The sequence below is a fragment of the Ekhidna algicida genome (assembly GCF_051379705.1).
Lineage (GTDB): Bacteria > Bacteroidota > Bacteroidia > Cytophagales > Cyclobacteriaceae > Ekhidna.
On sequence record NZ_CP179868.1, the window covers coordinates 3,713,455 to 3,730,520 of the forward strand.

Below are 17,066 nucleotides of genomic sequence, written 5' to 3' on the forward strand. Positions count from 1 at the left end.
AATCTAAATATGAAAAACTTAATTTTCACTTTATTGGCTCTTGTGGTTCTGGGCGCATGTACTGCACCTCAAGATGACTCTAAAGCCAAAGAAATGCCTCCTGGTCTCGACGTTACGATGATGGGAGAAGAAGTAGATCCTAAAAAGGATTTTTATCGGTTTGCAAATGGCAACTGGCTCGATAAAACGGAAATTCCCGCTGATGAAGGTAGATGGGGAGGATTCCCGGAGTTGCGAGAAAAGAATGATAAAATCATGCTTGAAATCATGGATCGTTCTGCTCAGAATCCAGATTTCGGTGATGGAACTGATGAGCGAAAAGCTATCGACTTCTTTGCAGTAGGAATGGATTCCACACTTGCTGAGCGAGTAGGAACCAGGCCATTGACGAAGTGGATGGAGAAGATAAATGCACTGGAATCAAACGAAGATTTGCAAAGCCTCTTGGCAGAAATGCACAGATCCGGGTATGGCCCGTTTCATGGAGTCGCGTCTTTTGCAAACCTGATGGATAGCAAAATCAATTCGCTGTATATAACCGCAGGCGGCTTAGGACTTCCAAACAGAGACTATTACACTAAGGAAGATGCTAAATCAAAAGAGATAAGGGAGAAATATGTAGCTCATATCTCAAGAATGATGAATTTATCTGGTGTTTCCGGTGATGGCGATGCAATGGCTAAGGATGTGATGGAAGTTGAAAACAGATTAGCTCTGGCTTCTTTAACACCGATTGAGGCACGAAATATCCCAGCGCTTTACAACCCAATGAATGTTGAGGGATTGCAGGACATTTCGTCAGCAATAGATTGGAATACTTACTTAAATGAAGTAGGTGTAGATATGTCCAGAGTAGATACGTTGATTGTTCTTCAGCCGAAATTCATGCGTGAAGTAACTGCAACGCTAAATGAGGTAGAGATGAGCAAAATCAAAAGCTACCTTACCTGGAACGTGCTGAATCGAGCAGCAAATTTCCTAAACAATGAAATGGTGGCAGCAAGCTTCGACTTCTATGGAAAAACCATTAGAGGTACAGAGCAAATGAGACCAAGATCTGAACGCGTTTTGTCCACTACAAACGGAGTAATAGGAGAGGCTATTGGTAAAGTATATGTAGCTGAAACTTTCCCACCAGAAGCAAAAGCAAGCGCTGAAGAAATGGTTGGAAACCTGATGAAAGCGTTCGACGCTCGAATTAAAAACCTAGAGTGGATGTCTGAAGAGACGAAAGAACAAGCTTTGAAGAAGCTAAACAACTTAACCGTTAAGATTGGATATCCGAATAAATGGAGAGACTACTCTACGCTAGAAGTACAAAACAGCGGGGAGTCTTATAGCTATTTTGAAAACATGGAGAATGCATGGAGATGGCAATTTCAAGAGAATATCCAGGAGATAGGTGAGCCTGTAGATAAGGAACGATGGGGTATGAATCCACAAACAGTAAATGCTTACTTCAATCCTTTGAATAATGAGATCGTATTCCCAGCTGCTATTTTGCAGCCTCCATTCTACAATTACACTGCGGATGCGGCTGTAAACTATGGTGGCATGGGTGCAGTAATCGGACATGAAATTTCTCACGGCTTTGATGATCAGGGCAGCCGATTCGACTTTGAAGGAAATATGGTGAACTGGTGGACAGAGGATGACAAGAACAGGTTTGAAGAACGAAGTGCCAAGCTTGTTGCACAATTTGATGCCTATGAAGCATTGGATAGCGTGAATGTCCAAGGTAAGCTGACGCTCGGAGAAAATATTGGTGACCTGGGTGGTTTGAATGCCGCATATGATGCACTTCAGATTTACCTGGAGGAAAATGGAAACCCGGGCTTAATTGATGGATTCACTCCTGAGCAACGACTTTTCATTTCATGGGCCACTATCTGGAGAACCAAGTATAGAGATGAAACGCTGAGAACTCAGGTTTTAACAGACCCACATTCACCAGGTATGTTTAGAGCCATTGGTCCACTGACCAATATGGAGACCTTCTACCAAGCATTTGACGTTAAAGAAGGCGATGAGCTTTGGAGATCCGAAGAAGATCGAGTGATCATCTGGTAAAAAATATTGAACGTAGTAAAAAGTCACATGCCTTAGGTGTGTGACTTTTTTATTTGATTTTTATCACACCATTTCTATACAAATCAATTGCTTGATTTAACAGCTGGATAATGGTTTTTATTGGTAGATCGGCTGAGGAATTGAAACGTAATATTTTCATTCGAGCGCGTGTGCCTGTTTCAAGATTTGGGTGATCGAGATGTTTACCTTCCACGAAGAGAATATAAGGTTGGTTACTTTTCTTATCTACCCACAAATAGCAAAACATTTTCCCTTTGTAACAAAAGCATGGCATTCCATATTTCCTGGTTTCAGTCACCTCTGAGTCTTGCTTAAGGATAATATCACGTAGAGCGAGTAGGCAGCTTTTATTAGGTTCCTCCTTGCTTAGATAGAAGCTTTCCAGTTCATCAATCATGGCCGTAATTTAGGCCTCTAAGATATAGCCCTTTCCATGCACATTTGTAATCTTGACCTTTGCATCGGCTTCCAGATACTTCCTCAGTTTAGAAATAAATACATCCATACTTCGCCTTTTGAAATAGCTGTTATCTCCCCACAATACGTGTAAAATATGATCTCGCTCTACAAGTTCACCAAGATCAGAGCAGAGCATCTCCAGGATCTTACTTTCTTTTTGAGTCAGGTGCACAGTTGTGTCACCTTGCGTAAGCACCTGATTTTTTGTGTGGAAGTCAAAAGTGCCAATTAAGAAATGCTCAGATTTGGAACATTGCTTGGAACTTCTTCTCAAAACAGCCTGAATTCGAGCGATTAGTTCTTCCTCATCCACTGGCTTAATGATGTAATCGTCACATCCTACTTTGAAGCCTTTGAGCTTATCAATTTTCATAGATTTGGCAGTCAGGAAAATCAATGGTATTTCACTTTGAAGTTTTTTGATTTCTTCAGCTAATGTGAATCCATCCTTCTTAGGCATCATCACATCAAGTACACATATATCAAAAAGATTTTTTCTAAACTCATCGAGACCTATTTCACCGTCCTTAGCCCACACCACTTCAAAGTCATGCATCTGCAAATACTCTTTGAGGATATATCCGAGACTATTGTCGTCTTCTACAAGGAGGACTCTATTCATTTGGTAAAGGGGATATAGATTTTAAATTCACTGCCATTAGCTGGCTCACTTTTTAGTTCAATAGTTCCATTATGAAGTTCTATGATTCTTTTGACATAGCTTAGACCTAAACCGAAACCCTTCACATTGTGAACATCTCCTTTTTGAGCTCTATAAAACTGATCAAAGATGTATTTCTGAGTCGATTTGTCCATGCCAATACCCTGATCCTTTATGTGGAAAGTTATCCCTGACTGATTACTTTCAGTTCTAATTTCGATCTGTGGTTTGTCACTTGAATATTTTTGAGCATTGTCAATCAGGTTGAATAACGTATTGCTTAAATGTGTTTCATCAGCAATAATTTCTGACTCTTGTGCATCGAGATGCAGATCAATAATTCCATCTTTTTGCTCAATGATCATTTTGAAACCTTCGGTGACATTCTTAATTAACTCGTGAAGGTCGATCTTCTTTTTCTCAAGGTTCAGGTTGCCCGAATCTAGCATAGCCATCTGCAGGATTTTATCTACTTGCCCTTGCAATCTCCTTGACTCATTGCTGATGAGGTTGGCATAACTATCCAGCTTTTCTGTTTCATTTCTAATGCCTGATTCCCTGATGGACTTAGCCGCTAATGAAATTGAAAAAATAGGTGTCTTAAACTCATGCGTTAGATTGTTGACGAAATCACGCTTAAGGTCCGAGAGTTTACGTTGTTTTCGAATGGTATAGATCGTATACCAGAATGAAGAGATGATAACGACAATAACCAGAAAACTCGCCCGCAGAATACCCGCAGAATCTCCGATCAATATCTCTTCTTTATTAGTATAAGTCATCGAAATATCAAGAGTGTTATTCAGCACCATGCAAAAGCACATGTGATTGTCTGTCTCCTTGAGCATATCAACGCGCGGCAATTCAGATCTGTGTGTGCGATGAATGATGCATCCATATTCTCCGGAGATAAAGCCGTCAACCTTATAGTCTAAATCAGGGTAGTTGAGAGACATCACTTCATCCAGGCCGTTCTTTAAGATGATTTGAAGTGAGTCTGTAGGATTTGATTCGTTGGTAAATTCAAAAGTACCAGACCCGTAAAACGCGTTAGTGAATTTTGCCAGATCAGAATTAAACATCATGATGTCATACAAATCCGATAATATTCCAGCGATGGAAGACTCCATCATGGTTTGATTTTTCTGAATGTCGCGCTCAACTATTTGAAATTGCATAAATAGCAAGACCCCAAGTGAGCTGATTACGATCAGAAATAAGACGGCAAGCTTGTATTTACTGATTTTCATTCTAGATTCAAATTAACTGCATTTAGCATTTACCCCACATTAATTAACGTTTCCTTAACTCTTTTAACGTTTTCTTAAGTGTGTTTAACACCGACTTAACTCGTTTGCTTTAAACAAAATCGTAAAATGCATGAAAAAGAAAATCATGCAAAAACTCAAACTACTACTTCTATTGATGATTCTTCTGCCCATTTGTTCGATGGCTCAGAAACCCAACATCCTTGTGGACTCAGATTGGTTGTCAGAAAAAATGGATAATAATGATGTAGTCATTCTCCACATTGGAACACAGGAAGATTTTGAAAAAGAACATATACCAGGTGCACTATTCGTGTCCCCCGGAGATTACACCTATGATGATCGAGAAAATAACATTGTATTTGATCGACCAAAAGATGAGGAGCTTAAAGCTTACTTTGAGAGCCTGGGAATAGCGAACGATACGGAGGTTGTGATTTACACTCCGGTTAACTGGATTCCATTGGTGACTCGCCTTTACTTCACTTTTGATTATGTAGGTCACGGGGACAAGACCTACATACTAGATGGTGGTTTGGTAGCATGGAAAGCTGGTGGTGGCGAGGTAACTCAAGAAGAACAAGAACCAGCACACAGAACATTTGAAATTAACTCCAACACGAAACTTTTAGCTGATACAAAATACATGCAGTCCAGCATTGAAAATGATAAAAACACCATTATTGACTGCAGATCCGAGGCTTACTATAAAGGCATCAACCCAACACATGGTGCAAGGTTGGGGAGAATACCGGGTGCAAAAAACATCCCATATACAAGTCTGTACAAGGCATCGGAAATTGGAGCGTATACATTCAAATCCATAGACGCTTTGCAAATGATTTTTGAGAATCAAGGCTTGGATAAAAGTGAACCTTTGGTGCTCTATTGTCACATAGGGATGCAGCTTACTGTGGTATATACAGCTGCAAAAATGCTAGGTTTCGAAGATGTCAGGATGTATGATCCTTCCTTCAATGTCTGGGGGAAAGATGAATCTTTACCCGTAGAGGAGGACTGATGGCGCAGAAACCGCAGGCATATTGGAATCCCTATATATCAGGAGTAGGGTTAGGACTTGTGTTGTTAGCCACATTCGTGGTGATGGGGAGAGGAATTGGCGCATCCGGTGCAATGACATCATTGGTTGCCACCGGAGTACACTCCATAGCCGAAAGTCATGCCAAAGCTAACGCCTTCTATGCTGGCTACCTTGGAGATGGTACGGTTCATCCGCTGAAAGATTGGCTCGTCTTCGAGGTGTTAGGTGTACTCATTGGGGGATTCATTTCGGGAAGGCTTGCCGGGAGGATCAAAATAAAAGTAGAAAAGGGTTCACTCATTACTAATAGGAGAAGATTTTTCTATGCATTTGTTGGCGGAATAATAATGGCTTTCGGGACAAAGCTTGCCAGAGGATGTACGAGTGGCCAAGCGCTGACCGGTGGAGCAATGATGAATGTGGGTAGTTGGCTATTTATGATTGCACTGTTTGTTGGAGCCTATGCCATGGCTGGGTTTGTAAAACGTCTTTGGATATGAAAGGACCCTTTTATGATTTCGGATGGATTGGCGAAGAGGCAAGTCTCGCGTTTGCCCTTCTGATTGGCGTTGCCTTCGGCTTCTTTCTTGAACGCGCTGGTCTGGGTAGTGCGAAGAAACTTTCAGCTCAATTCTATCTCAAAGATCTCACGGTATTTAAGATGATGTTTACAGCAATTATTACAGCCATGCTAGGGGTTTTCTGGCTCAATTGGTTAGGAGTCATTCATGCCGATCTAATCTACTTAACTCCAACTTTTGTTTGGCCGCAAGTGATTGGTGGTCTTGTCTTCGGGGTTGGGTTTATCATTGGCGGATACTGTCCGGGAACTTCTTGTGTTGCTTCGTCTACAGGGAGCCTGGATGGACTCATGAATGTTGCAGGTTTGTTTTTTGGAATTTTCATTTTTGGAGAGCTTTATCCCTGGATTGAAGACTTCTACACCGCAGGCGCAATGGGGAATGTCACTTTTGCGGAGGTGTTCAAGTTACCTGAGGGAGTTGTTGTATTTATTCTTCTTATTGTCGCATTATTGGGATTTTGGGCTTCAGAGAAACTAGAGAATTACCATGCAAAGAAGTAAGGGGAATATTAACAATCTACTACTAGCTGGCTTTGCATTTATACTAGCAGGAATTGCCGTGGCGATAGCCACACCTGATGGATTGAATGGAGTGAATAAACAACCCAATTTCATCGGAGTGGTCGAGCTGGCAGAGAAGATTAAGAATCAAGAGAAGTTTTCATTGATAGATTTGAGAGACTCAGCATCCTATGCAGAATTTCATATTCCAAAAGCAAAGAATAACTCTCTTCAGAGCCTCGATTTAAAAACCATAAAAGAGCCTACCATCTTTTATTCCGGTGATGATCTACTTGATAGACGAATTTGGGATTTGCTACCTGATAGCCTCAGAACCAAATCACATATACTATATGGAGGAATTCGAGATTGGTACGATCATTTGCTTTATCCAACCTTGCCTTTTGGGGATCACGTGAATGATGAAAAGCTTTTCAAGCAAGTGCATGATTTGTGTCAATTCTATGGAGGATATGCTGATTTTAAAGCGGATTCTCTGCTACTGGATTACTATAGAATTGACTTGTCTAATTCGAAATGGCCAAAAGTAAAGTCGGTAAGCAAACTTGTTAGAAAAGGATGTTGAATAATTAATTAATCGAAATGAAATACGCACTAATACTACCATTGATACTATTATTTCCCTACTCGGCAGATAAGGGAGAAAAGCCTATTATGTGGACTGACGAAGAGTTGAAACTCATCAATTAATTATGATTGCGACGTTTCATAATCATGGTTCTATCCTTACTCAATCCCTGGAGGATTATTTTCAATTCTTTCGTGAAAATATTATTGGAAAAGATAGTTGCATAGATGTCGGTGAACGAAAAATGATCAGGATGCTCTATGCAGATTGGACAGCTAGTGGGCGATGTTACAGGCCACTTGAGGAGAAGTTGATGAATGACATCATGCCATTTATAGCAAATACCCATACTGAGACCAATTACGTGGGTTCGTTTATCACTAAGCAATATCTGAATGCGCGTCAAGTCATTAAGAATCACGTAAATGCAAGTGATGAAGATGTATTGGTATGCTATGGATCCGGAATGACAGATGTGGTAAACAAGTTTCAGCGAATTCTGGGATTAAGAGTGAATGGAAAGGATGTGCTGCAGAGAGATCGGCCAGTTGTATTCGTTACTCACATGGAACATCATTCTAATCATACAAGCTGGTTGGAGACCATCGGGGAAGTAGTGGTAGTACCTCCAGACTCAAATGGACTAGTTTCATTGAGGGAATTTGAATTGCAGCTAAAGCGTTTCCCGAACAGGAAAAAAATTGCAGCTATCACTGCATGTTCGAATGTGACAGGTATAGAAACACCTTACCATGAGATTGCCGCATTGTTCCATAAACATGGAGGTTATTGTTTTGTCGATTTTGCCTGTTCAGCTCCATACGTAACCATGAACATGCATCCTGATGATACGTCTTATTTAGATGCAATCTTTTTTTCACCACATAAGTTTTTAGGCGGTCCCGGATCATCAGGAATACTCATATTCAATCAAAACCTTTACGCTAAAGAGATTCCTGATGTGTCCGGAGGAGGCACGGTAGAATGGACCAATCCTTGGGGAGGAAGGAGGTACATTGATTGCATTGAAGAAAGAGAAGATGGAGGAACACCAGCGATACTTCAGACCATTCGGGCATCATTAGCCATACAATTAAAAGAACAGATGGGTTTGGAAAAGATTTCCATGCGAAAAGAACAACTTATGGATATACTCTGGGATGGGTTAACCGAAGTAAAGGGCCTTTATGTCCTGGCTAAAAATGTAAGACGAAGGCTAGGTATCATATCAATGGTGTTTGAGAATGTTCACTTTAATAATGCTGTGCAAATGCTAAACGACGACTATGGCATACAAGTCCGGGGTGGATGTTCTTGCGCTGGTACTTATGGACATTACCTGTTAAACATCAGCACAATCAAGTCAAAAGAAATAACCGATCAGATAGATAAAGGAAATCTAGCGGCTAAACCAGGATGGGTCAGATTGTCAATTCATCCCACGATGACGGATGATGAAGCATATTACATTTTGGATGCAATTCGAGAAGTTGCGAAGTGAACCGGGTGAGTTCTTTCTTTAAATTTCAGAATCTTTAATTTTTTTTTACCGTTAGTGTAATAAATCAGTTGTTCCGGGTACTAATTACCTAAACACTTGAAAAATGAAGCAGCATATTAAAAAATCAAGAGGCATTCAAATAATCGCATTGACGCTTGGCTTATTGGTTAGCGGCATTGTTTTGGCTCAAGGATTTAATAACAAAGGTAATGATCTGGCCGAAAAAGAAGGATCGCTTGAATCCATCAAAAACACCATTAAGAGCAACAAGAATCTAATCGTGAACTCTTACTTGCTGGGTGTTTCTATCTTCAAGGAAACTTCAGATTAAATCAACTAAATGGGCTTCTGGCGCCATTTTTTCTTCTCTCCCAGTTTCTTCTTTTCATCTACTCTCTTGTGTTTTGACGCTTTTGTAGGTTGAGTAGGTCTTCTTTTCTTCTTCACGGCAAATGCCTTAGCGAGTAATCGATCAAGTTTCTTGAAGGCTATTTCCTTATTCTTCAATTGTGATCGCTTTCCATCTGCAGACACGATCAGTTCACCATCCTTGGTGAACTTGGTTTTCAATGCAACCTTGATCACTTCTTTTTCCGAATCAGTTAGAATCTTAGACTCCATCACATTGAAACGAAGAATGACCTTTGTTTCTACTTTATTGATATGTTGTCCCCCAGAACCGCCGCTCCTGGCAGTAGTTACTTCAATCTCCTTACGTATTTGGCCTACTGAAACACGTCTCATACTTTTAGTGAAATTACATTACCAATCATGATAAATGAGTTACGTTTTGATTCCATTGAAAAGTTAACTTTTTATAGCTAAATCGATTAGTTTCTATTTTATCGAAACAAATAAATCTATACTTTCGTTAGATATCTGCAAAATAGAAACTAATACTTTCTACAACCAATATCACAATGAAAGGAACCAATCTGGGCGAATTCGAAGAACTACTACTGCTTGTCGTTCTCATACTTCAAGAGGATGCGTATATGCTACGTATCAAGGATGAAATTAACAATCAGGTCAATAGATCTATTTCTATGGGTGCGCTGCACACCACGCTGAGTAGACTAGAGCACAAGGAATTTCTCAAATCTGAAATGGGCGGTGCAACAAAGGAGAGAGGCGGAAGGAGAAAACGTATCTATGAATTGACAGCAGATGGAAAAGCTGCATTAAATGAAGTGAAAGAGCTTCGGGCTAATCTCTGGAATCAGGTTCCATCATTCGAGTTGAAATTCATCCATGTCTAGCACGTCACATCCACCGAAGTTTTCTCTCAAACTGATTCGTTGGTTTTGCAAGGAAGAATTAGTAGAGGAGCTACAGGGTGATCTGGAGCAGTATTATTCAGAGACTAAATCAAACATTTTCAAAGGACTAAAATATTGGTATCAGGTCTTTAATTATCTGAGACCATCTACACTCAAATCATTCAAAAACTCAAACTCCGGTACTATGTTCATATTCAATCCAATACTTACACTTAGAAACCTTTACCGCCATTTATCTACCTCGCTAATTAGCCTGTTTGGCTTTACGATGGGTCTGGTGGCTACAATTTTCTTGTATTTCTACATTTATTCGGAAGTAAACACCGATGCATTTCACGAGGATGGCGATCAGATTTATCGTACGCTGCGTGTTTCTGAGATGAATGGAACACCTTATCGGATCGGAGTGACATCAGCACCGTATGCCAATGCTTTGCTTTCGGACTATCCTTCAGATGTGATAGCTGTGACCCGGGCAGCACCAGAAAATGGACTTGTATCGGTCGGTGAGAAACAGTTCATGGAAGATGACCTGCTTTTTGCAGATCAAAATTTCTTTCAGTTCTTTTCATTCCCTCTTGCGGTTGGTGACAAAGAAACGGTCCTTTCTACAGCAAATTCTGCGGTATTGTCCCAAGCAGCTGCTGAAAAATATTTTGGAAGTGAAAACCCAATTGGGAAAATCATTGAACTAGATAATGAGTATGAGTTCATCGTCTCTGGCGTTATGGATGAACTACCGGGAAATACTCATTTAGATTTCTCTATTGTGCTTTCCATTGATCTATTGGATGGTTTTGATTGGTTTAACGGCTGGTGGAACAATAGCCTTAACACGTATGTCAAGGTTCCCACGCCTCAACAGGCAGCCAATCTAAACGGGAAGTTGGACCAGTTTATGGAAAAGTACATGGGAGATGATTTTGAAAAGGCGGGGAGTAAGATAGGATTGGAGCTTGAGCCTTTAAAGGATATCTACTTCAACAACAAAACAAGATACGATTACTCTCAGCATGGAAGCTTCACCTCGATTCTAACGCTTGGCGCAGTAGCGTTGGCAATCCTGTTTATTGCATGCTTCAACTATGTGAATTTATCAATAGCTCAGTCTTTTATGAGAGCTAAGGAAGTTGGCGTACGGAAAGTTCTAGGCGGATCAAAACGTCGATTGATTCTGCAATTTCTCAGTGAGTCATTGATGATTTTATTCTTCGCAATACTAATCTCCATTGGAATTTGTGAATTCCTGACACCAGTTTTTAATTCATTTTTCGGATTAGAAGTGGCTTTGAACTGGATGGATTTGAATGTAATCTTATTCTTCGCGTCATTGGTTTTTGTCATTCTACTTAGCTCCGGCGTATATCCAGCGTTGTTACTTTCATCATTTAAGTCAGTGTCCATACTAAAAGGGAGCAAACTGACCTCAGGTAAAAATGTAGGATTAAGGAAGGCACTTGTCGTCACACAATTTGCGATCTCTATATTTCTAATCGTCGCCTCCATGCTTATATCAGTGCAAACCAATTACCTAAACTCAAAAGATTTGGGCTTTAACAAAGAGGCGATTGTTCTTGTAGATCTCAACAATTCCGAGATTCGATCAAGGCGCGATCAATTCAAAGATCGCTTAATGACAAATTCCAATATAACGGGTACAACTATGATATCAGGAGAGCCAGGAGGCTTTCATGATGCGTCGAGTTTTGTGATCACCGGTGTACCGGAAACACATCGAATGCGTACACTATTTACCGACACAGATTTTTTTAACGTCCTTGGAATAGATATCGTGGCAGGCAGGAATTTCTCCAAAGAGATTACCTCTGATCAGGAGTTTGCTGTGATACTTAACGAACGGTCGGCAATGGAATTGGGATTGAATCCTCAAGATATTGTTGGCAGGAAAGTCACAATGCCAGGGTGGGATATTGATAATGTTCCTGTAATAGGTGTTGCATCTGATTATCATTTCAGCACATTAAAGGATGAGATAGAACCTCTTGCCATTCTATGTGGAGGTTTTCATAGAAAGCTCGCTGTAAAGATCAATTTAGCAAACGTGAAAGATGATCTTCTTTTTATCGATAAGACTTTTTCCGAACTCGCTCCTGGCTTTCCAATGACTTACGAGTTTCTTGATGATAGCCTGAAAGAACTCTATGAAAAGGAGCAGCAGCAAGCCAAAGTATTTAGCGCGTTCTCTGCACTTTCCATTTTCTTGGCTTGTCTCGGAATCTTTGGTCTGGCGGCATATGCGTCGCAGCAGAGACAGAAGGAACTTGGAATACGTAAAGTTTTAGGTGCGACTGCACAGCAAATTATCGGCTTAATCTCCAAAGAATTTGTTTGGCTGGTGTTGGTGGCTTCTTGTATTGCGATACCCGTGGTTTGGTATTTTATTCAAAAGTGGCTGGGTGGATACGCGTATCGCATAGATGTGATGGACCACTGGTATACGTTTGCGTTGGGAGGTGCAGCTACCATATTTATTGCTTTAATCACTGTATCCGTTAAGACATATCGTGCTGCGATCTCAGATCCCACAGAAAGTATTAGAAATGAATAAGTACGTTTTCATCATAGTTAAAAAGGTAGCCTCATGCTGAAGCTGCCTTTTTTGATATTATAGCAAAATGAGCCTTATTTTTTCTCTTTCGTTGCACATGTGCTAAGTCCAAAGGGTGCGTAGAGCGGACAAAAGCTAACCAGGCTTGTAAGAAAAAACACGACTCCCAGTATAAGGAGTACCAACCCCAACGTCCCAGCTATCACATTGGTGAAGTATAAGTAAGCGACTACTGCCGCAATTATCAATCTAATAATTCGATCTGCTGATCCCATGTTCTTTTTCATGACAATATCATTTAGTTAGATAAAAATTCAATGACCAGTACAATGCCGTAGACTATGCTGACGCATATGATGCATATTCCAACAAGTTTTGCAGCTTTTTCTCTGTTCATAAGATCAAAGCTAGGCTATCACTTATACGAAAACAGTGACTTTTGTCACAACTCTTTTATCTCAATACTATTGCTATGTTGATGTACTTTTCCCTCCAATTCTAGTTTTTTCATCACTCGGGAAATCACCTCTCTTGCCGTGCCCAATTCATTGGCAATTTGCTGGTGAGACACTTTAATGGGATTGTGCTTTGTCAGTTTGGATCGTTCTGTTAAATAGTCGAGTAGCCTCTTATCCATCTTATCAAAGATTACATGGCTTATGGTATCTAGCAGTTCACTATATCGTAGATTGTATTGCTGATAAAACAATGAATTGATACTAGGGAATTGTTTAATCCAGCTGGCTACTTCATTTACCGGCAAAAGGAGAATCCTTGAATCCTCTTCAGTAACCGCATGAATTTTACTGGGATCATTTTGTAGGCTTGCTGCAAATGACATTATACAACTCTCATGCGAACGTATGTAGTAGAGGAGAAGCTCTTTTTCTCTGTATCGGGAAAAGACTTTTACGAGTCCCTCAAGTACGATAGGAATTACTTTCACAAACTGACCTTCCCGGAGAATCTCAGTGCCTTTTGGTATATCCTTGATTACCGACGACATCTCAATTTTATTGAGCAGTTCAGGACCTAGAAACGAGAGCGATCGATGAATTTCATTCATTTGATAAATATAGCAGCACTAAAGATTATTAGTTTACTTATTCTATAAGACCAAAAACAATATGCTAAAATCTATATCCTGCTCTGATAGGTATAGAGCTCGAAATACCGTCCTTCCTTCGCGATCAACTCATCATGCGTTCCCCGCTCCACAATTTCCCCTTCTTCTATGACTAGAATCTGATCTGCTTTGCGGATAGTGCTTAAACGGTGGGCAATAACGAACGTGGTTCGATCTTTCATCAAACCATCCAAACTCTTCTGGATGAATGTTTCACTCTCAGTATCAAGATTTGAAGTTGCTTCATCCAGGATGATTACTTTAGGATTGGCCAATAGAGCCCGAGCAATGGATATCCGTTGCTTTTGACCACCGGATAGTTTTACTCCACGTTCACCAATTACCGTATCGAGTCCATTTTCAAATCGATCAGTAAACTCATTGACGTAAGCTCCTTTAACCGCATCGATCAGCTCTGATTCAGTGGCGTCAGGTCTGGGGAATAAAATATTTTCACGGATTGTCCCTTCAAACAGGAAGTCATCCTGAAGAACAACACCGAGATGCTTTCGATAGCTGGATAGGTTTACTTTGGTAATATCATGTCCATCTATGGTGACATCTCCTTTCTTTGAACTGAGAAATGTTGCAGCCAGACTAGCCGTTGTAGACTTCCCAGAGCCGGAGCTACCTACCAAAGCTGTGACAGATCCCGGAGGCGCTTTAAATGAGATTCCCTTTAAAACTTCTTTACCTTCTTCATAGGCGAATGAGACATTATTGAACTCGATATCTCCATTTACTTTATCCAAAATGATTGGACGGTCATCCACCATATCTTCGGGATCCATTTTCATAATTTCTTCCGTTCGATCCAATCCCGCAAAAGCCTCGGTCAGCTGACTGCCAATATTACTCATCTGGACAATAGGTGCGATCATAAATGCTAGAAGCGAGATGAACGAGATTAATTCACCTGAGGTAAGCTCATTTTCAATCATAAAATAGCCACCCATTGCAAGAATACCAGCACTGGCAAAACCAATCAAAAAAGTGCCAGAGCTTGTTACCACAGCGGTTGCTGTCAAACTGGATTTCACATTCTCATAAAGCTTTCTTGCACCATCTTCAAATGTTTTATTTTCAGATGACTCAGCATTGAAACCTTTAATTACGCGTACGCCATTGAGTGTTTCTGTTAGCCGTCCGGTGACCTCCGCGTTGAGCTTGCCACGTTCTCTAAAGATTGGCCTGATTCTGCCAAAAGCTTTTAGAGCGATGAAAGCAAATAGCCCAACAGGAACCAAGGTAAAAATGGTCATGGAGGGACTAATATTGATTAATAGAATCAGTGCGAGCACAGAGGTAATGGTGCCACCTATGAGCTGAACCAGACCTGTCCCTACAAGATTTCTTACTCCTTCTACGTCTGTCATTATTCGAGAGACAAGCGCTCCAGACTTGTTATTATCAAAGAAATTGATTGGAAGGGAGAGGATTTTCTTTTGGACTTTTACCCTTAGTTCAGAAATAAGGAATTGAGCTTCCACACTGAGTATCCTTGTCAACAGAAATGATGAGATGGCTTGAACCGCAAGTGATATAACGATGACAATGACAATCAATTTGAGCATTTCAAAATCTTTGTTAGGCACCGCATCATCCAAAAGGTATTTAGTGGCAGCTGGCAAGACAAGTCCGGCAGGTCTGCTTATGATGATTAGGAGTAATCCAATAAAGATGGTTTTTCTTCTCGGCCAGATGATGTTTCTAACTGCCCAGGCGAAGGTGACGTTTTTGTTTTTGCTCATAAAGAAGATGTAACCTCGTTTTTAAAAAAATGGTTCTTAGTCAGTTTGGTTTACAAACTCTAAGGAAAGACTGTTTTGTTTTTATCGGGCACAGTTTACACACTTATTGCTTTCGGGCATCAAGAGAATTCTTCCAAGTGGAATGGGTTGCTTGCACTTGATGCAAAGGCCAAAATCTGGCTTGTCGATGTTATCCATTGCCTGATGCAATTTGGATAGCTTAAGCTCTGCTTGCCGCAAAGCTGATTCTGTGATGCTCTTATTGTTGATCGCATCCATTCTTGAAATTCTTCCAATAGAGTTGTCTAGAGTAACAGGTTTGCTTTGTTCTTTGTAGTCGGATATGAGCGATGCTGTCTTAGATATTTCTTCCTCGATTTTTTGTTTTATTTCATCGACTTCCATTAGCTAAAAGTATCAAAAAGAATAGTGAATTCGATAATCTGACTATTTTTGTACTTATTAAAGAAAAATTTATCTTATAATTAGAACTACCAAAAATGAAACACCTGAAAAAAATCACACTGGTCGTAGCAATAGCAGCTTTACTATTTAGCGTATCATGTAGTAAGGACGATGATGGCACCATAGACCTGGCCGCTGTGGAATTTGCTTTTGACCAATCGAACCCGCCAATCGAGCAGGCTGTCATTAATAATCTGGTAAATTCAGATGATGAGAATGCTGCACTCACTGGTACTTACCTTTCTACAGCGAACTTGATGACCATTTGGCTAAGTTATTTTAACCAACCTTCCAATGCGATTCAGGCAGATTCTCCAATTGGAGGTATTTGTGGTGATAATTCTGTCACATATACCTGGACTTCAACAGCTGGCACGGAGAGCTTCACTGTGGCATATCAAATATGTGAGACAGATGAAGACTACATATTTCAGGTTTTCTGGTCAGTGAATGGCGGAGACTTCCAGCAAATAATATATGCAGAAGAGTCTAAGGCGGAGCTTAGAAATGGATACATGCAATTGTTTGCTACTAATCCGAATGCGGAAGTAGGAAGTACAGTAGTACTTGAATATGCTTGGGTAGAAAGTGCTGACGGATCATTTGACTATACAGTTTCTAATGATGAGCAGGGCTTCCTAATGGAAATATCTGTTGAAGCTGATAACTCAGGGTCGCTTTCATATAGCTTTGATGGAGCACTCTACTACACGGCAACATGGGATGCTACTGGAAACTCCGGTACATATGCTTACTACTCAGATGGATCAGTGACAGAATCTGGTACTTGGTAACAAAGGAATTTGATCCAAATAAAAAGCGATTCGGATGACCGAATCGCTTTTTTTATGAGCTGGTATTCAAATAATCTTCCCTTACCGGACAAAAGACGTCCATCAGTTTGCAGGCTGTTATTGCAACTCCTGAATGAAGAACATTGGATGGAATAATGGCTACATCACCCGGCTTTAAACGCTTTGTTTCGCCAGCCACTGTCAATTCATATTCTCCTTCAATAACCTGCGCCACTTGCTCATGATGATGCGAATGTTCCGGAAGAGGACTTCCTTCTTTCACATCCCAGAAAGCAAACGTCATGCTATTGCTATGAACAAAACGAACAGTATATCCTGGCAGGATTTCCTTGGGCTGAATAGTTTCTAAATTATCAAACGGCATT

At 40.5% G+C, this 17,066-nt stretch carries 19 protein-coding genes; 10 read left to right on the forward strand and 9 right to left on the reverse strand.

Features of this window, described 5'->3' with window-relative positions:
• The first annotated feature begins 9 nt into the window (after positions 1 to 9).
• Positions 10 to 2,070: a M13 family metallopeptidase gene (locus ACL8WY_RS16710; RefSeq protein WP_436515898.1), complete on the forward strand. Its 2,061-nt coding sequence runs from the start codon at positions 10 to 12 to the stop codon at positions 2,068 to 2,070.
• 49 nt (positions 2,071 to 2,119) lie between these two features.
• Here the strand turns inward: ACL8WY_RS16710 and ACL8WY_RS16715 are convergent, their stop codons facing one another.
• The 3 genes from ACL8WY_RS16715 to ACL8WY_RS16725 are packed head-to-tail and all read right to left on the reverse strand — an operon-like array spanning position 2,120 to position 4,461.
• Positions 2,120 to 2,488, reverse strand: a complete 369-nt coding sequence (locus tag ACL8WY_RS16715) for a DUF1801 domain-containing protein (protein WP_436515899.1) — start codon at positions 2,486 to 2,488, stop codon at positions 2,120 to 2,122.
• A 9-nt stretch (positions 2,489 to 2,497) separates the two neighbouring features.
• On the reverse strand, positions 2,498 to 3,172 hold the full coding sequence (locus ACL8WY_RS16720; protein ID WP_436515900.1) for a response regulator transcription factor: 675 nt from the start codon (positions 3,170 to 3,172) through the stop codon (positions 2,498 to 2,500).
• On the reverse strand, positions 3,169 to 4,461 hold the full coding sequence (locus ACL8WY_RS16725; RefSeq protein ID WP_436515901.1) for a sensor histidine kinase: 1,293 nt from the start codon (positions 4,459 to 4,461) through the stop codon (positions 3,169 to 3,171). The genes ACL8WY_RS16720 and ACL8WY_RS16725 overlap by 4 nt, the downstream gene beginning before the upstream one ends.
• A gap of 130 nt (positions 4,462 to 4,591) precedes the next feature.
• On the opposite strand from ACL8WY_RS16725, the gene ACL8WY_RS16730 reads away from it, so the two are divergent.
• The 6 genes from ACL8WY_RS16730 to ACL8WY_RS16755 all read left to right on the forward strand — a co-directional run bounded on the left by ACL8WY_RS16730 (position 4,592) and on the right by ACL8WY_RS16755 (position 9,026).
• On the forward strand, positions 4,592 to 5,500 hold the full coding sequence (locus ACL8WY_RS16730) for a sulfurtransferase (RefSeq protein WP_436515902.1): 909 nt from the start codon (positions 4,592 to 4,594) through the stop codon (positions 5,498 to 5,500).
• Entirely contained in the window at positions 5,500 to 6,021 is a 522-nt protein-coding gene (locus ACL8WY_RS16735; protein WP_436515903.1) for a YeeE/YedE thiosulfate transporter family protein, read from the forward strand. The genes ACL8WY_RS16730 and ACL8WY_RS16735 overlap by 1 nt, the downstream gene beginning before the upstream one ends.
• Positions 6,018 to 6,605, forward strand: coding sequence for a YeeE/YedE thiosulfate transporter family protein (locus tag ACL8WY_RS16740; RefSeq protein ID WP_436515904.1), 588 nt, complete (start codon positions 6,018 to 6,020; stop codon positions 6,603 to 6,605). Before ACL8WY_RS16735 ends, ACL8WY_RS16740 begins: the two co-directional genes overlap by 4 nt.
• Positions 6,592 to 7,191, forward strand: coding sequence for a rhodanese-like domain-containing protein (locus ACL8WY_RS16745; protein ID WP_436515905.1), 600 nt, complete (start codon positions 6,592 to 6,594; stop codon positions 7,189 to 7,191). The genes ACL8WY_RS16740 and ACL8WY_RS16745 overlap by 14 nt, the downstream gene beginning before the upstream one ends.
• Positions 7,192 to 7,318: 127 nt before the next feature.
• Complete coding sequence (locus ACL8WY_RS16750; RefSeq protein WP_436515906.1) at positions 7,319 to 8,695, forward strand: aminotransferase class V-fold PLP-dependent enzyme; 1,377 nt, start codon at positions 7,319 to 7,321, stop codon at positions 8,693 to 8,695.
• 103 nt (positions 8,696 to 8,798) lie between these two features.
• Complete coding sequence (locus tag ACL8WY_RS16755; RefSeq protein WP_436515907.1) at positions 8,799 to 9,026, forward strand: hypothetical protein; 228 nt, start codon at positions 8,799 to 8,801, stop codon at positions 9,024 to 9,026.
• Between the two features lie 5 nt (positions 9,027 to 9,031).
• On the opposite strand, the gene arfB is transcribed toward ACL8WY_RS16755, so the two are convergent.
• Positions 9,032 to 9,439 (reverse strand): alternative ribosome rescue aminoacyl-tRNA hydrolase ArfB, encoded by a 408-nt coding sequence (arfB, locus tag ACL8WY_RS16760; protein ID WP_436515908.1) that lies wholly within the window; start codon positions 9,437 to 9,439, stop codon positions 9,032 to 9,034.
• A gap of 176 nt (positions 9,440 to 9,615) precedes the next feature.
• Here arfB and ACL8WY_RS16765 point away from each other — a divergent pair, with 176 nt between their 5' ends.
• Together ACL8WY_RS16765 and ACL8WY_RS16770 are read left to right on the forward strand one after the other, a co-directional pair.
• Positions 9,616 to 9,954, forward strand: coding sequence for a PadR family transcriptional regulator (locus ACL8WY_RS16765; RefSeq protein ID WP_436515909.1), 339 nt, complete (start codon positions 9,616 to 9,618; stop codon positions 9,952 to 9,954).
• Complete coding sequence (locus ACL8WY_RS16770; RefSeq protein ID WP_436515910.1) at positions 9,947 to 12,544, forward strand: ABC transporter permease; 2,598 nt, start codon at positions 9,947 to 9,949, stop codon at positions 12,542 to 12,544. The genes ACL8WY_RS16765 and ACL8WY_RS16770 overlap by 8 nt, the downstream gene beginning before the upstream one ends.
• Positions 12,545 to 12,618: 74 nt before the next feature.
• Here ACL8WY_RS16770 and ACL8WY_RS16775 read toward each other — a convergent pair whose 3' ends face one another.
• From ACL8WY_RS16775 to ACL8WY_RS16790, 4 genes are all read right to left on the reverse strand, one after another.
• A complete protein-coding gene (locus ACL8WY_RS16775) occupies positions 12,619 to 12,831 on the reverse strand; it encodes a YgaP family membrane protein (protein ID WP_436515912.1) in 213 nt (70 codons plus the stop codon).
• 155 nt (positions 12,832 to 12,986) lie between these two features.
• Positions 12,987 to 13,610 (reverse strand): Crp/Fnr family transcriptional regulator, encoded by a 624-nt coding sequence (locus tag ACL8WY_RS16780; RefSeq protein ID WP_436515913.1) that lies wholly within the window; start codon positions 13,608 to 13,610, stop codon positions 12,987 to 12,989.
• A 71-nt stretch (positions 13,611 to 13,681) separates the two neighbouring features.
• Positions 13,682 to 15,421, reverse strand: coding sequence for an ABC transporter ATP-binding protein (locus tag ACL8WY_RS16785; RefSeq protein WP_436515915.1), 1,740 nt, complete (start codon positions 15,419 to 15,421; stop codon positions 13,682 to 13,684).
• 81 nt (positions 15,422 to 15,502) lie between these two features.
• Positions 15,503 to 15,826: a TraR/DksA family transcriptional regulator gene (locus ACL8WY_RS16790; RefSeq protein ID WP_436515916.1), complete on the reverse strand. Its 324-nt coding sequence runs from the start codon at positions 15,824 to 15,826 to the stop codon at positions 15,503 to 15,505.
• A 95-nt stretch (positions 15,827 to 15,921) separates the two neighbouring features.
• Between ACL8WY_RS16790 and ACL8WY_RS16795 the strand changes: the two genes are divergently transcribed.
• Complete coding sequence (locus ACL8WY_RS16795; RefSeq protein WP_436515917.1) at positions 15,922 to 16,680, forward strand: hypothetical protein; 759 nt, start codon at positions 15,922 to 15,924, stop codon at positions 16,678 to 16,680.
• A gap of 52 nt (positions 16,681 to 16,732) precedes the next feature.
• Here the strand turns inward: ACL8WY_RS16795 and ACL8WY_RS16800 are convergent, their stop codons facing one another.
• Positions 16,733 to 17,065, reverse strand: a complete 333-nt coding sequence (locus tag ACL8WY_RS16800) for a cupin domain-containing protein (RefSeq protein ID WP_436515918.1) — start codon at positions 17,063 to 17,065, stop codon at positions 16,733 to 16,735.
• Position 17,066 lies beyond the last annotated feature (1 nt).

Coding starts and splice junctions, on each gene's coding strand:
- ACL8WY_RS16750 (WP_436515906.1), top strand. CDS start 7,319: ATGATTGCGACGTTTCATAATCATGGTTCTATCCTTACTCAATCCCTG.
- ACL8WY_RS16800 (WP_436515918.1), bottom strand. CDS start 17,065: ATGCCGTTTGATAATTTAGAAACTATTCAGCCCAAGGAAATCCTGCCA.
- ACL8WY_RS16725 (WP_436515901.1), bottom strand. CDS start 4,461: ATGAAAATCAGTAAATACAAGCTTGCCGTCTTATTTCTGATCGTAATC.
- ACL8WY_RS16745 (WP_436515905.1), top strand. CDS start 6,592: ATGCAAAGAAGTAAGGGGAATATTAACAATCTACTACTAGCTGGCTTT.
- ACL8WY_RS16715 (WP_436515899.1), bottom strand. CDS start 2,488: ATGATTGATGAACTGGAAAGCTTCTATCTAAGCAAGGAGGAACCTAAT.
- ACL8WY_RS16755 (WP_436515907.1), top strand. CDS start 8,799: ATGAAGCAGCATATTAAAAAATCAAGAGGCATTCAAATAATCGCATTG.
- ACL8WY_RS16780 (WP_436515913.1), bottom strand. CDS start 13,610: ATGAATGAAATTCATCGATCGCTCTCGTTTCTAGGTCCTGAACTGCTC.
- arfB (WP_436515908.1), bottom strand. CDS start 9,439: ATGAGACGTGTTTCAGTAGGCCAAATACGTAAGGAGATTGAAGTAACT.
- ACL8WY_RS16775 (WP_436515912.1), bottom strand. CDS start 12,831: ATGAAAAAGAACATGGGATCAGCAGATCGAATTATTAGATTGATAATT.
- ACL8WY_RS16730 (WP_436515902.1), top strand. CDS start 4,592: ATGAAAAAGAAAATCATGCAAAAACTCAAACTACTACTTCTATTGATG.
- ACL8WY_RS16740 (WP_436515904.1), top strand. CDS start 6,018: ATGAAAGGACCCTTTTATGATTTCGGATGGATTGGCGAAGAGGCAAGT.
- ACL8WY_RS16785 (WP_436515915.1), bottom strand. CDS start 15,421: ATGAGCAAAAACAAAAACGTCACCTTCGCCTGGGCAGTTAGAAACATC.
- ACL8WY_RS16790 (WP_436515916.1), bottom strand. CDS start 15,826: ATGGAAGTCGATGAAATAAAACAAAAAATCGAGGAAGAAATATCTAAG.
- ACL8WY_RS16710 (WP_436515898.1), top strand. CDS start 10: ATGAAAAACTTAATTTTCACTTTATTGGCTCTTGTGGTTCTGGGCGCA.
- ACL8WY_RS16720 (WP_436515900.1), bottom strand. CDS start 3,172: ATGAATAGAGTCCTCCTTGTAGAAGACGACAATAGTCTCGGATATATC.
- ACL8WY_RS16765 (WP_436515909.1), top strand. CDS start 9,616: ATGAAAGGAACCAATCTGGGCGAATTCGAAGAACTACTACTGCTTGTC.
- ACL8WY_RS16735 (WP_436515903.1), top strand. CDS start 5,500: ATGGCGCAGAAACCGCAGGCATATTGGAATCCCTATATATCAGGAGTA.
- ACL8WY_RS16770 (WP_436515910.1), top strand. CDS start 9,947: ATGTCTAGCACGTCACATCCACCGAAGTTTTCTCTCAAACTGATTCGT.
- ACL8WY_RS16795 (WP_436515917.1), top strand. CDS start 15,922: ATGAAACACCTGAAAAAAATCACACTGGTCGTAGCAATAGCAGCTTTA.